This window comes from Paenibacillus zanthoxyli JH29 (genome assembly GCF_000520715.1).
Lineage (GTDB): Bacteria > Bacillota > Bacilli > Paenibacillales > Paenibacillaceae > Paenibacillus_AQ > Paenibacillus_AQ zanthoxyli.
This window is the reverse complement of sequence record NZ_ASSD01000368.1, coordinates 1-14649: the sequence shown is the minus strand read 5'-3', so window position 1 is coordinate 14649 and position 14649 is coordinate 1. Positions and strand designations below refer to the sequence as shown.

Below are 14649 nucleotides of genomic sequence, written 5' to 3'. Positions count from 1 at the left end.
GAATTTCAGGTTTTCTGTATTATTTACTTCACCCCCCTAAATTAAAGAAGAATCATCCGCTTCCATTCGGGGGTCCCGTCCACCTACCTAAATCCCACCCAAGAAGAAACGGCTTCGCCGTCCTCGCAGGAGGAGGGCATCCGTTTCTCGTAGAAATATAAGACAAAATGATAAGCGCTCAGCTTATACATTCTTATATTTTAAAAAAAGGGCATCCCATTACGGGACACCCCTATTTGAGGTTTAATTTAGGGCTTATTTCAAGCCGCAGGTTGTGTAACCCGGGATCGTGATCTCCAGTTGATCGCCGGATTTCTTGACTTTTACGCCATTTGAAGTGGCAAAATCGAGCTTACGCCCTTGCCATTGTTCACCGGACAGTTCGATGGTTACCGTGTCACCGCTCAGATTATGCAGAACGAGTACGGAGTCATCCTCAAAGGTTCTCGTGTACCCCATAATTCGGCTGTCTCCGGTCGGCATCTCCTGAATGTCGCCCTTCATTAAGGCGGGACTCTCATGACGGATGCGGATTAGCTCCTTGTAATGGGAGAGGAGGGAGTCCTTGTCCTTCGCCTGCGCCTCTACAGAGACGGCGTCCGGACCTGAATTATCGCGGGAGGGCTCCCAATTTGTCTGCCCTTCTCCGCTTCCCGGGTACCACCGGAACGGCTCGCGGATATTCTCGTCCGGCTTCTCCCCGAGCATGCCGATTTCCTCTCCATAATAAATGAACGGGTTGCCCGGCAGGGTGAGCAGGATGGAGGCAGCGGTTTTAGCCTTATTAACGTCCCCATTTAATAAGGACATTGTACGTACCTGATCGTGATTGGTCAGGAACGGGGCGTCAATCGGGTTCGAAGTGTAGCTGCTGTACAAATCAAGGGTATTTGACGCAAAGGAAGCCAGCCCGTTGTCCGAACCGTTCTGCACGGCGTCCAAAATCTTCGACGACAGGTCGAAGTTGAATGAAGAATCCAGCGCTTTGTAGTAAGGCGCAATATTGTACGGGCGGTCCCACACCTCGCCGACCAGATAAACATCCGGCTTGACTTCGGCCAGTCCCCGCTTGAATTCATCCCACCATGCGACATTCTTATCCGCTTCATCCGGTTTGCTGTAGATGTGCATGGCTGCGTCAAGGCGGAAGCCGTCGGCTCCCTGGTTCAGCCAGTGCTTGCCGACATTGATCATCTCTTTACGCACTTTCGGATTGTCAAAGTTCAAATCCGGCATGAAATCTATGAACAAAGCGTAGTAATAGTCCCCGGAACCCGGATACGACTCATGCCAGAGCTGCTGCCCCCACGGTCCTTTTTCATTCAGATCGGTGTTCTCGTCGGCCCAGATATAATAGTCCCGGTGCGGGCTGTTCTTGTCCTTGGCGGCTTCCAGGAACCACGGGTGCTTGTTGCTGGTATGGTTGAGCGCGAGGTCGATCGTTACTTTCATTCCCCGTTTATGCGCTTCCTGTGTCAGACGGCGGAAGTCTTCCATACTGCCGTACGCCGGATCTACACTGTAGAAATCGGTCGTATCATACTTATGATAGCTGGGGGAAGGGCCGATCGGCATCAGCCACAGCGTATCGACGCCCAAGTCTTTCTTGGTATGCGGGTTTCCGTCATTGAGATAGTCCAGCTTTTGCAGAATGCCGTTCAGGTCGCCCTTTCCGTCGTTGTTGGAATCAGAGAAGGAATTGACATAAATCTCGTAATAGACGCCAAGGTTAGAGTCGTTCTGAATTTGCGGTTTAGCAAGAGCACCGCTGGCGAAGCTGAACAGCAGGGGTAGAGTTAAGGCTACGGATGTTATTTTTTTCATCGATGAAACCTCTCTTCCTTAAAAATAATGGGGTTATGCATCTTTTTTGGCGTTCCATCTGTCCGTTGGTGACTTTTTCAGCAGATGCGGTATGTACAGGTTGGACAAGCGGAAGGACCAATAACGATAGGGAAAGGACTGCGGCGGAGACTGTTTTTGTATACTACTAAGATGGATGCGGCATCGCCATAAGGAAAAGAAAACGGGTGAAGCCAAAGATGCTTACCCGTCTTCCTGTTCTTCCGGCAATAACTGTGAATCGTATTATTGAATTTTTACGCTGCGGTCTTCATCGGCTGGGATCTTGACATACAGAACGTGTTCAGCCGAATCGAAATAGTAACCACTTTCCTGCTGGTTCAATTGCTCCAAGCTGTCCACTTGGTCATATTTGTGTTTGGCCGCCTGAATTTTCTTCGGCTGCTCGGCATCATGCAGCTTCAGCGTGTAGGACTTAATGGCAGAATCGTAATTTTGCGCTTTTTTGTCCTGCTCAAACTCAATGTGGTTGCCTTTCTTCTCCACCTTGAATTCTGTGACATTGTATTCGCCATTCTTGTAATCCATAGTCTGGGCATCGTCTTCGTAGAAGCTGTAGCTGGCAATATCGTCCAGATACGTGTCGAGGATCAGATTTTCCAGCTTCTTCTCATCGGTGGATTGCTCCACTTCCTGACGAGGGATGATCGAATTATTTTTCACGAAAATAGGCAGCGTTCCAAGCTCGGCGTTAACCGTAATCGTCTGGTTGCCTTCATACTTTTTGCCTGTCCAATAATCGACCCATGTTTCGCCGGCCGGCAGATACACTTCGCGGCTCGTTTGGCCTTCTTTGACAACAGGGGCAAGCATCATCGAATCGCCGAACATAAACTGATCTTCGATGTTATACGTCTTCGCGTCGTCCTGGAACTGGTAAACAAGCGGTTGTTGAACCGGTTGACCGTTCTCGGCCGATTCCTTGAACTGGTTGTACAAGTAAGGCAGCAGCTCATAACGCATGGAGATGTATTTGCGGCTGATATCTTCAACCTCTTTGCCGAAATTCCAAGGCTCTTGCCCGCCTGCGAGTCCCGATTTCGCACTGTTGTCATAGTGGTCGCGGGCAAACGGCAGGAAGGCGCCGACCTCGATCCATCTTGCGAACAGCTCAGGCGTCGGAACATTGCCCGGCGATTTCGCAAAGCCGCCGATATCATTGCCGACAAACGGAACACCGGACAAGCCGACGTTGGCGTTCATCGGAATCGACATTTGCAGATGCTCCCAGTTACTTACATTGTCACCGGTCCAGAGTGCCGCGTAGCGCTGCGTTCCTGCGTACATGTCGCGGGTTAACACGAATGGCCGGGTGTTCGGTTTATTTTTGAGGAAGCCGTTATAGGTCGCTTCGGTTTCAAGATGTCCATACAGATTGTGGACTTCCGTATGCGGCTTCTTCTCCCCGTTGTCGCCTTCAAACACGACATCCAGCGGCATCGTATGGAAAGGACCGTCAAATACGGCAGGCTCATTCATGTCATTCCAGATCCCGTCAACGCCTTCATTCAAGAGGGTTCCGAGATTTCCGGCCCACCAATTGCGGACATCCGACTTCAGGAAGTTCGGGAAGGCGGATCTGCCCGGCCATACATCGCCGAAGAAGGTGGAGCCGTCCGGATTTTTTGCCCAGTAATCCTTGGCGGTACCTTCTTGGTACATTCGGTAATTCTCATCCTGCTTGACGGCCGGATCGTTAATCGTGATGGCATGGAAGCCTTCATCCTTCAGCGTCTTCAATGCTTGCTTGTACTGGTCGTTCCAGGTAAACACGCGGTATCCGTCCATGTAGTCGATATCAAAATGCATCGTATCGAGCGGAATTTTCTTCTCGCGGTAGGTTTTGGCTACATTCACGAGTTCTTCCGGTGTATATCCCCATTTACTTTGATGGAAGCCCAGGGACCACATCGGAGGCGTCTCCGATTTGCCTGTCAGCTCGGTATACCGGTCGATAACGTCGCCAATTTCCGGGCCGTTGATGAAGTAGTACGTAAGCGTGCCGCCATTGGCGTAGAAGTAGTAGTAATCATCCTTTTCACTGGCCATTTCATAATAAGAGCGGAACGTATTGTCGAAGAAAATCCCGTATGCTTTCTTATCCTTCAGACCGATAAAGAATGGAATGGACGTATACAGATATTTGGTATTTTTGTTATAGGAATAAGCGTCGGTATTCCACATGCCAAGGCTTTTGCCGCGTTTGTTCAGCCCGCCGGATTGCTCGCCGAAACCGTAGAAGTTTTCATTGGAATCCGTCTTTTTAAACGCATACGGCTTGCCGTTTTCATAGCCGACACCTTGCGCCGCATCTTCGTTGATGACGTTCCCCTGTTTGTCCAAAAATTTGACGCCGAACGGTTGTTTGTTAATTTTTACAGTAAGCTCGCTGGTGGAAAGGATGTACTCTTTATCCGTTTCCTTGGACGTGAATTTAGGCGTCTGCCAATCCTTCTTGGCGATTCCAGGGGAGATGAACTCGTCTTCGCCGTTTTTAACGACCGAGATTTTAGCCATGTCTTCCGAGAAGAGCCGGATAAAGCCCTGGTAGTCGCCCAGGTTCAATTTCACTCCATTGTCCAAAGCTTCTAAAGATTGTACGGATAACGGCTGAAGATTCTGTTTGTTTAACGGGGTATCCGCCTCAGGCTGGGTTTCCGCAAACGCTACAGTTGCCGGAAGCACGCCCGCAGCCGTTCCTGACAGCAAGCTTAGGCAGATGGTTGCCTTTGCCAGTTTTCTAGAAAGGCTCATAGACTTTCCCTTTTTACGCATACATTACTCTCTCCTTCTCCGATTCAGTTTGTAAATCGAGCCGTCAGCCGGCGTTTATCCGGCTTTCCGCTCACTACCAAATTAGCAAGCACCTGGGGGCTGCAACAATGGGGAGAACCTCCTACGGGATGGATAGACAGGCTTTATAAGCAGACGAGAAAACGTTTACAATATGAGGGTGAAGCATTGCCAAACCAGCGCCACGCTTAGGATTCAATCTTTTAAACTTAACCTTTTTTTGCATCCAGAACTCTAGCGATTAATTACCAATTAATAGGATATATGAGGGAAATGATAGTTCCCGCGGTCTATTAGGCCGCTTTTTTCCTAAATAGAGAGCGCCGCAGTCAACCTTTTATTTTGCTGTGTATCAAAAAATAGAACACTTTTTCCGGCAAATTTATGCTTTGGGAAGAAGAATCAGTAATTTTAAACCAAATAATGTAATTCGAAGGCGGGTGCAATATCTTTCTCTTTTCCGCAAATATAAGACACTATTACCTATGATAGCGATTATAATGGTCTCTGGACCATAGAAATTATGCGATACGGGACTCCAAAATAGGTACGTGTTCCAATTGATCACACGGGGTTTTTCTCAGATAATGAACTGAAACTAGGGATAGGAGTGAGACAACATGAGACACGTCAGGATGATACGGATAGCCGCTGCTGCTCTGCTCTGGGTGACTGTCTGGCTGATATCGGCTTGCGAGAATGCTTCTGAGATCGTCTCTGACCCGCAAAAGATTGACCGAATAGAGCGTGGCGTCCTGCTTGAGAAGCTGGTTACCGATAAAGCGGCTTATCGGCCGGGTGAGAATGTCCGATTTGATTTAAAGCTGAGGAGTCCGGCGTCCGGTGGAACGATACATATCCGCTATTTGCATATGGACCGGATCGTAGAGGAAGAAACCTTAAAGGCGCAAGGGGAGGAGATGACCTGGAACTGGACCCCTCCGAAGGAAGACGGAAGGGGTTACTTTGCTGAAGTGTTCTATATAACGAACAAAGAGGCGGTCGATCAAATGAATATTGCCGTCGACGTTTCCTCTGACTGGGGGAAATTTCCCCGTTACGGTTACCTGGCCGATTTCCCGAAAATGAGTAATGAAGAGAGGTCCCGGGTGATCGAGCGCTTAAACCGGTTTCACATCAACGGCATTCAATTCTACGATTGGCAGTACAAGCATCAGGAGCCGATCCGTTTCGAGAACGGCCGCCCCGCAGCGGATTGGACCGACATTGCGGGCCGTCCGGTATCTTTTGACACCGTGAAAAGCTATATCGACCTTGCTCACAGCCGGGGCATGAAGGCCATGAATTACAACTTGCTCTTCGGAGCCTATGAGGGCGCGGAAAATGACGGTGTGAAGAAAGAGTGGGGAATGTTCAAGGACCCCGTCCACGGCGAGCAGGATAAACACCCTCTTCCGGATAACTGGGCGAGCGATATTTATATGTATGATCCCGCCAATCCGGAATGGCAGAACTATCTGGTTCAGAAGGAAATCGAGACCTTTAAGATGCTTCCCTTTGACGGCTGGCATGTGGACCAATTGGGCGACAGAGGCCCGCTGTGGACCTATGAAGGCAACCCGGTTGACCTGGCCTGGACCTACCAGGCTTTCCTCAAGGCGGCCAAGGAGAAACTGAACGTCGATTATGTCATGAACGCGGTCGGCCAGTTCGGCCAGGAGCATATTGCCCGCGAGGCTCCCGTTAAATTTCTGTATACCGAGGTATGGGGCAACCATCCGGGCTATCAGAATTTAAAGGAAGTGATTGACCAGAACTCCGCATACAGCGGAAACCGGCTGAACACGGTACTAGCGGCGTATATGAATTATCATTATTCCGATTCTCCCGGTGAGTTCAACACGCCAGGGGTCCTGCTGACGGATGCAGTGATCTTTGCCTCGGGCGGTTCCCATCTGGAGCTGGGAGAGAACATGCTGTCCAAAGAGTATTTTCCCCATAAAAATCTCAGCGTCTCCCCGGCGCTCGAAGCGCAGCTGATTAACTACTACGACTTTCTGACCGCTTATCAGAATCTGCTGCGGGACGGGACGGCGGAATCGGGACTACAGGCCGAAGGGACGGGGGATCTTGCGATTTCGGACCGGGCTTCGCAGGGGAAAGTGTGGTCTTTTTCCAAGCGGAAGGATGGTAAAGATATTTTCCATTTCATTAATTTCACGGATGCTTCCACGATGGACTGGAATGACGACCAGGGAAGCCAGAGGGAACCCGCAGAGAGGCAAGAGGTCTCCGTATCTGTGAGAACCGACCGGCCGGTTGCCAAGGTATGGTTCGCTTCTCCCGATGTCAGGGGCGGCTCACCCCAAGCTTTGGAGTTCACGCAGCGGGATGGCAGGCTTGAATGGAAGCTGCCCAAGCTGAAATATTGGGACATGGTGGTAGTCGAATATAAGGAGTAAAGGACTGGTTTCCTATAAATACCACTGGTATCCAGCTTTGTATCCTGTACACTTTTATTAACGAACATAACACTAGGAGAGGCCGTATGCTGCATAAATTGCGAATATCCAATCGTTTTACCGCCAAGATTATACTGGTCCTCCTGCTGGTTATTATCATTCCAACTCTCTTTACCAGCGTGTCCTTCTATTGGCTATCCGACTCCATTCTGAAAAAGAACGCCCGGGAGTCAACGATTCAAATCGCGAAACAGACGGCAGAGTCGCTCTCTTTCATTCTCGATGTGGGGGTCGACACCTCTGATTTTATTGCCAGCGATATGAACATTCAGCGGGCGGCCATGGAACTGGGCAACAGTCCATCCTACGAAGAGAGCTGGAATTTTCAATATATAAATAAACTGCTTAACAATTATGTCTATTCCAATTCCTTTGTCAAAATCGTCTATCTGCTGAAAGAGGAGGGGAGAGGATGGGGTAGCGGCACCTTTTCCGACCAGAAGCTGAAGGAGATCCAGCTGTCCGACCAGAATTGGGTCAAAGAAGCCAAACGTAAAGACGGCGAGCTGGTCTGGCAGGGGCTTCAGTATGATCATTTAAGCGGCGGCGGAGTCAATACCGATTTGGTTCTGCCGGTAGCAAGGGTCCTCAAGGATTTTAATACGATGCGGAATATCGGACTGGTGCAGATTAATTTGGACGGGCAGTCGGTTGTGGGGACGATCCGGCAGCTGCAGCTCGGGAAGACGGGCAAGTTCTTCGTGGTCGATTCCGGAGGGAGGATCATGATCGACTCCAATCTCGATATGATCAACAAGAAAGTGGAGAACCCCGATTTGTATGAGCGGATTGTCGGTGATAACGCCGTGGAGTTCGAGTTTCACATAGATGGTGTCCCTTATTATGGGGTTAAGCAGCTGCTCAGCAACGGCTGGATGATTGTCGGCACCGTTCCGGTTGCGGAAATCAGCGGGCCGCTGGAGCGTCTTCAGACCTGGATTTTGCTCTCTTCGGCCGCTTTCTCCCTGGTCGCCATCGGAATCGGGCTTTTTATCGCCAGGTGGGTGACCCAGCCTGTAAAGCAGCTCACCCAGAGCATGCTTTCCGTTCAGAACGGAGACCTGGGGGTCAGGGCGGACGTTCGGACATCCGATGAAATCGGCTTTTTGAGCAAGCAGTTTAACAAGATGATTCACAAAATTGATCTTTTAATGCGTCAGGTGGAGGATGAACAGAGTGAAAAGTATCATGCTGAGCTCCGCGCGGTCATGCACCGGATTAACCCGCACTTCCTATATAACACGCTCAGCACGCTTAGGTGGCTTATTGACTCCAAGCAGAACGACCGCGCATCCGAGGTGTTGTCGGCGCTGAACCGTCTGCTTGAGGCGAATATGGGCAAAAGCGGCAGCAGAATTACGGTGGAAGAAGAACTGGATATTATCCGAAAATATTTGATTATTTTGGAGCTTCGGTACGAAAAAGTCTTTCAACTGGTCCTGGATGTCGAACCGGGCACGGAGAAAGTGATCATTCCCCGGATGCTGCTGCAGCCGCTGGTGGAAAACGCTATCTTTCATGGGATCGTGCCGAAAAATACAGACGGGCGGATATCGATCCGGATTCGAAAGTATGACAAGTATCTGGAGTTTCTGGTGGAAGATGACGGTTTAGGCATCGGGAAGGATAAGCTGAAGGTGCTGAACAATCTGGAAACGGCAGTAGAAAATGGCGAGATCGGAATCGGCCTGCGCCATATCTACGACACACTGCGGCTTTATTATGCTCAAAATTGGAATTGCTCTCTTACAAGCAGGCCCGGACAGGGAACCACGGTACACATTTTGTTAAATGCACTTTCCGAAAGATCCTCTAAGAACTGACAGATCGGAGGAAACACCCATGTACAGAGTACTTATCGTAGATGACGAGCCTATCATCCGTAACGGGATTAGTGCATTTATCGACTGGGAAAAGGAAGGGGCATCGGTTGAAGAATACGCAAATGGCGCGGAGGCATTGGCCCAATTAGAAAGCCGGGCTTACGATATTCTAATCACGGATATCAAAATGCCTGTCATGGACGGCATTGAACTGATGAAGCGAGCCTTGGTGCTGTGCCCTTGGTTGAAGGTTATCCTCATTAGTAATTACAGTGATTTTAATTACGTAAAAGAAGGCTTGAAGCTTGGTGCCGTCGATTATTTGCTCAAGCTAACACTCAAGCAGGAAGATCTGCTTGCCGTCTTGCGCCGCAGTATTTCCATGCTTGAGGAGGAGCGGAGAAAGGTCTTTGAACTGAAATCGTATCAGCAAGGCGCCATGTATCTGGAACGGAAGCGCGCAGAGCAGGAAATCAAAAGACTGATCGTACAGGAGCAGGCTCTATCCGCTTCAACCGTCTGGATTCCTTCATGGCTGGAACATTCTTACGCCTGTGTGTATCTTATGCTCGATAGGGCTGAGGAATGGAAGGAAAATCACGGATACTTGTATGTTCAACTGCTGCTGGAGGAGCTGCAGGAAGCGTTCTATGAGCGTTCGGAGGAAGGAAGCGCGCTGCTAGCTGCTGAAAGCAGCCTGTTCCTGATCTTTCCCGGCCCGGAGGAGGAGGCCCGGCAGTGGCTTCTTCAGTGGAAGGAGCGGCTGCAAGCGGAATGGGGGATTTCAACGTCGGCTGGCTTCGCCGTGAAGCGGGGTGCAAGCCGGATATTGACTGGATATTTTGCCAGCCGTTCGGCCTGTCAAAGACGGTTCTTCGAAGGGGTGGGCGGATTATATGCGGTAAGAGATTCGGAAACCAGCTCCAGAGCTAAAGATACCGGGCTTGACTATGATTGGGAACCCTTCTTCGAGATGATCCGCAGTGGCGAACCGGTCTCATTCGCGGTTGATCTTGCGGTGGAACGCTGGAAGAGCATGGGTTTGAGTCCGGAAACGGTGCAGCAGGAGGCGATTGCTCTCCTTACCGAAGCCTGCCGGCTCCATGCCGACAACGGTGCCTTGCTTCCCGAACGGTATGAACAGCTCCGTAAGGCAGAGACCTTGGAGCAGCTTGCGGCATTCATGGTTAATGAGCTGGAGGAAATCGGCAAAGCGTTTATTCCCAAATTACTCGATAACGGCTACGGCGGACAGCTGGTCACAAAGGCGCTGGAGTATATAGCCTCCCATTATACCGAGAACTTGACGCTGCAAAGCGTAGCGGATACCGTTCATCTCAGTAAAAGTTATTTTAGTCTGTTATTCAAAAAGCAGACCGACCGAACCTTTATTGATTATCTGATCGAGCTGCGGATTCGGGAAGCGAAGCGGCTGCTAACGCAGAATGACAGCCGGATTTTCGATATAGCCAAAGCCGCCGGGTTTAAAGACGTTAAATATTTCAGTAAGGTATTTAAAAAAAGTACGGGATTTACTCCCATGGAATACAGGGAAAGCACAAAGGTGTCAACTATCGTATAACGAATAAAGGAGGAAGCTACGATTGGCCATGCGCTGGATATCCTTTATTCTGATCCTGCTGTTAACGGCCGGATGTGGAGGTACATCCATGATCTCGAATCCGGAGAGCGTACAGACCCTTCAAGGAAATGAGAAGACCGTTATTGTTTTCTGGCATACGTATAACGATAAGGAAACCCGGATACTGATGCAGGAGCTGATACCTGCTTTTGAGCGGGATCATCCGGACATCCGGATCAAGTGCATAAACTTAGCCAACAATAACGAATTAAAATACAATTTGATTGCGCGCGCTTCTTCGGGCCGCGGTCCGGATGTCGTAAGGATGGATATCGCCTGGGTACCCGAGTTTTCGCATAAAGGGCTGCTTGAGCCGTTAAACGGTTTTCCGGGCTTCAACGATGTGAGGGAGGTTCTTCATCAAAAGGTCATGAATGCAGGCCATTATAATGACCAGTATTACTCTCTTCCGCTCAACCTGTTTACGAAGCTGACCCTATTTAACCGAGAGTTGCTTGCGCGGTCCGGATATTCGGAGCCACCGCATACCATGGATGAAATTTTGGAGCTGGCCCGCAAGCAGCATTTTGTAATCGGTCTGGGAGGCTTGGAACCTTGGGACACCCTTCCCTACCTGTATAGTCTGGGAGGCTCATTTATGGACCGGGACTTTACGAGGGCTTCCGGATATTTGAATAGTGACCGCACCGTCCGCGCGGTGCAGAAGCTGGTGAAGCTCTACAAGGACAAGCTCATTCATCTCTCGGCGGTGACCCAGAATAGAGATAACTGGGCGGGAGTACGGAACGGAAACATGTTGTTAACGGATGAAGCGCCGTGGTTCTTCAGCTTGTTGAAAGAGTCCGACAAGAGACAGGCTCTTGAACAAACCCTGTCTGTACCTTTTCCAAAGAGAAATGGAACGAGCTCGATTATAGGCGGCGAAAATTTGGTCATTATGAAAGGCAGCAAGCATCCAATCGAGGCATGGGTTTTTATGAAATGGATGACTGGCCTCGAAGCGCAGCTGATTATGGCCAAGGCTGGGTTAATTCCGACAAATAAGGAAGCGGTTAAAGCGCTGAACGTTAGCAGGCAGTCCTACCTCTTTCCTTACGTTGAGGAGGTTGATGACGCTTTCCTGCGGCCGCCTGTGAAGAACTGGAGCAAAATCGATGAGCTGTATACCGTCTACATGCATCAAATCTTTCTGGGCCATCTGTCCGCGAGGGAAGGCTTGGACCGTGCGGCCGAGGGGATTGACAAACTGCTTAAATATTGATCAACAAGTAACGATTGGAAATGCAATTAATGAAGCTTTGAATTTAGAACTTGACCAGCAGTTATATGGCTTCTTGGAGCATACGTCCAACACAAACGGGGCAAGCGATTCATTGATGCGGCGATGTCCCGTTTGCTGAATGCGCATGAAAGAGGGGAGTAACGCGGCGGGCTGCTTCAGTGCTGCGGACCTGGATCATAACCGAACCGCTTCAGGTCTATTGCTCCCTGCTCATCAAACTCGACGCCTTCCCCTATGAGGTACAGCCGCTGAATCTCGCCGGATTCCCCATCCGCCAGCGAGATTCTTCCCTGCGCATTGATAATCCGGTGCCAGGGAAGCTTGTGACTCCGGCTCATGGAGTGCAGAATCCGGACAATTTGCCTCGCCCCGCGCGGGCTTCCTGCTGCTGCAGCTACTCCCCCATAAGTCATTACCTTCCCTTCAGGGATGGATTGTATGATGCGAATGGCTTTTTCCGTAAACGGCGTCACTTAGAGGAGGCTCCCTTCCTAAGGCTGTGTTTTTTGATTATAGCAGAGAAAGGAAGAGCTGACTAAAATCATATACCCGTGCCGGCTTTTGATTTCCACCTCCTGTTAATAAAAGGTATAATGGGAAGCAGTCAGGGCGAAAGGCCCGATTCATCGATAGATCATTCGATTCGGGAGGTGACCGGGAAAATGGCGGATAAGGTGATGAAATACATAACGATGCCCTCGCATTGGGGCAGGGAAGTCAGACATAAATACTACTCGCAGGGATCGGACACGCTGGCGGTTGTTTTTCCGGGGAAAAATTATCCGGCGGAGCTTCCTCTACTGCATTATGCGGGCAAGAACGCACTGGAGTATGGCTGCGATCTGCTGCTGCTGGAATATGGTCACCAAAGCGCGCGAACTGAGCTGAAGCGCGAGGAAATGGGCATCATTGAGGAAGAATGCGCACAGGCGCTTGAGGCGGTTCCCGGCTATAAACGGCTGCTGTTTATCGGCAAAAGCATCGGCACGGTCATCGCAGGCAGTCTTGCAGCTTCTTCCACTTCTTCTATAAAGGCGCAGTGTCTGTTTCTGACACCATTACGGGAATCGGTTCCTTACATCCAACGTGGGGGCGGCACCGTGATATACGGCGGAAGCGACCCTTTGTTCAGCGAAGAGGACGCGGCGGGAATCAGCGGTATAACGAACGTAGCATTGTACAAAATCGACGACGCCAATCATTCCCTTGAAGTCGGCAGCGTCAACGAGTCTTTGGCTGTTCTTATTGTGGTTAATAATTTGGTACATGAATTTTTTCGCGTAGCGTTGGGTTCGTGATGAGCTCTAGAGGTTATACGGGTGAAAGTTGAACGGATTGACCGGGAAATCACGAATCGTAGAAAGGCGGATAACGATGATACTTGAGGCGGCCATGCTGCATATTAAGCAGGGAATGACAGAGGCGTTCGAAGACAGCTTCAAGGAGGCCTCGCCTCTCATTTCTTCCATTGAAGGGTATTTGGGCCACGAACTGCAAAAATGCTTGGAAGACGATCACAAATACCTGCTGCTGGTGCGCTGGCGGAATCTTGAGGACCACACAGTAGGATTCAGGCAAACCCCGCAGTATCTGGAGTGGAAGGCGCTGCTTCATCACTGCTACAGCCCGTTTCCGGTAGTGGAGCACTTTACGCGCATCGAACTGGAATAGGCGAAAGACGGAATAGGAGGCCTTCCCATGGAAAAATATATCGCCCTGATTCGCGGCATCAACGTCGGAGGGAATAAAATCATCAAGATGCAGGACCTGAGGACGATGCTTCAATCCCTCGGGTTTCAGAACGTAAAGACCTATATTCAGAGCGGAAACGTAGTGTTGGGCGGCCCGGATAGCGGGGATGAGGCGATTGGGGAAGCCATTGAACAAGGCATAAGGGATACCTTCGGCTTCGACGCATCCGTAGTCATCCGTACAGCTCAAGAGCTGGAGGCGGCCATCGCAAATAATCCGTTCGAGCTAACCGGGGCAGAGGAATTCAAGCGATTGTATGTTTCTTTTCTGTCGGGAGAGCTTACGGATGAAGCCAGGGAGCGGCTGCGCCCTTATGAGGACGGTGAGGACAAGCTGCGCATCGTTGGCAAGGAAATGTACATTCTCTACAAGACCAAAGTCAGCGACTCCCCGCTGTTCAAAGTCCCTCTGGAAAAAATAATGGGCGTATCCGCCACGTCCCGCAACTGGAATACGGTGAACAAGCTTGCGGCGATGGCGCGGGAAGAATGATATGAAGAAAACGTTTTGTTCGTGGGTACCTTAATTTGGAAAAAACGGACGTTGAAATCATGAATGACTGGTGCGCCTATTGATCAGGTGAACATGATTTCAGGCATTAATATGCATCGAATCGGCATTCGGGAACATGAAATGCTCCTCGGATGCCCCTGGTTCAGGTTGAACCATAAGCTGCTTCCGGCGCTCTACTGGAGGCAGCTTATTTGCTTTGCAATAAGACTTGATAATGAGGCTTATGCCTTGATGCGGCAACGAGCATACCGCCCTATCGCCTTTAAGGCGACCGGTACTTAGGGCGGCCAGTAGTGGCGGAAGTTTTTGAAAAATTGCTACGTTTATACATCTTTTTACTCGTAGAACCCTTTCCCCAACTCAATTCCTGCAAATGCGCAGGCACTTGGCATCCAATCTCCCTATAGCGGCGTTCAAGCATCAAATTGATGCACAATCGCATCCATTTTCTTTTCCCTGGGCGAAATTCATCACGAAGCCTGCAGATTTGCAGGAATCGCCCTGTGCAGCCCGTGCGGCCTGTGGGCCTGCGCAGCC

At 50.1% G+C, this 14649-nt stretch carries 10 protein-coding genes; 7 read left to right on the top strand and 3 right to left on the bottom strand.

Translation table 11 applies throughout. The features are described 5' to 3' along the window. Window positions 1–255 precede the first annotated feature (255 nt). Complete coding sequence (locus L691_RS0113560) at window positions 256–1824, bottom strand: alpha-amylase family glycosyl hydrolase (protein WP_025691050.1); 1569 nt, start codon at window positions 1822–1824, stop codon at window positions 256–258. Between the two features lie 264 nt (window positions 1825–2088). Continuing rightward, window positions 2089–4638 carry a glycoside hydrolase family 31 protein gene (locus tag L691_RS0113555; RefSeq protein ID WP_232229180.1) on the bottom strand — a complete coding sequence of 850 codons (2550 nt, stop codon included), beginning with the start codon at window positions 4636–4638 and terminating at the stop codon, window positions 2089–2091. Window positions 4639–5276: 638 nt separating this feature from the next. Between L691_RS0113555 and L691_RS0113550 the strand changes: the two genes are divergently transcribed. The 4 genes from L691_RS0113550 to L691_RS0113535 all read left to right on the top strand — a co-directional run bounded on the left by L691_RS0113550 (window position 5277) and on the right by L691_RS0113535 (window position 11826). After that, complete coding sequence (locus L691_RS0113550; RefSeq protein WP_051459369.1) at window positions 5277–7079, top strand: glycoside hydrolase family 66 protein; 1803 nt, start codon at window positions 5277–5279, stop codon at window positions 7077–7079. Window positions 7080–7165: 86 nt separating this feature from the next. Continuing rightward, the gene (locus tag L691_RS30690; protein ID WP_025691047.1) at window positions 7166–8962 is read left to right on the top strand and encodes a cache domain-containing sensor histidine kinase; all 1797 of its coding nucleotides are present in this window, start codon (window positions 7166–7168) and stop codon (window positions 8960–8962) included. A 19-nt stretch (window positions 8963–8981) separates the two neighbouring features. Further along, window positions 8982–10544: a response regulator gene (locus L691_RS0113540; RefSeq protein ID WP_025691046.1), complete on the top strand. Its 1563-nt coding sequence runs from the start codon at window positions 8982–8984 to the stop codon at window positions 10542–10544. A gap of 28 nt (window positions 10545–10572) precedes the next feature. Beyond that, entirely contained in the window at window positions 10573–11826 is a 1254-nt protein-coding gene (locus tag L691_RS0113535) for an extracellular solute-binding protein (RefSeq protein ID WP_232229181.1), read from the top strand. A 176-nt stretch (window positions 11827–12002) separates the two neighbouring features. Here L691_RS0113535 and L691_RS0113530 read toward each other — a convergent pair whose 3' ends face one another. Continuing rightward, window positions 12003–12320 (bottom strand): MGMT family protein, encoded by a 318-nt coding sequence (locus L691_RS0113530; RefSeq protein ID WP_025691044.1) that lies wholly within the window; start codon window positions 12318–12320, stop codon window positions 12003–12005. Window positions 12321–12509: 189 nt separating this feature from the next. On the opposite strand from L691_RS0113530, the gene L691_RS0113525 reads away from it, so the two are divergent. The 3 genes from L691_RS0113525 (at window position 12510) to L691_RS0113515 (ending at window position 14091) form a co-directional block, all read left to right on the top strand. After that, window positions 12510–13145 carry an alpha/beta hydrolase gene (locus L691_RS0113525; RefSeq protein ID WP_025691043.1) on the top strand — a complete coding sequence of 212 codons (636 nt, stop codon included), beginning with the start codon at window positions 12510–12512 and terminating at the stop codon, window positions 13143–13145. Window positions 13146–13221: 76 nt separating this feature from the next. Further along, entirely contained in the window at window positions 13222–13518 is a 297-nt protein-coding gene (locus L691_RS0113520) for an antibiotic biosynthesis monooxygenase family protein (RefSeq protein WP_025691042.1), read from the top strand. A gap of 27 nt (window positions 13519–13545) precedes the next feature. Beyond that, the gene (locus tag L691_RS0113515) at window positions 13546–14091 is read left to right on the top strand and encodes a DUF1697 domain-containing protein (protein WP_025691041.1); all 546 of its coding nucleotides are present in this window, start codon (window positions 13546–13548) and stop codon (window positions 14089–14091) included. Window positions 14092–14649 lie beyond the last annotated feature (558 nt).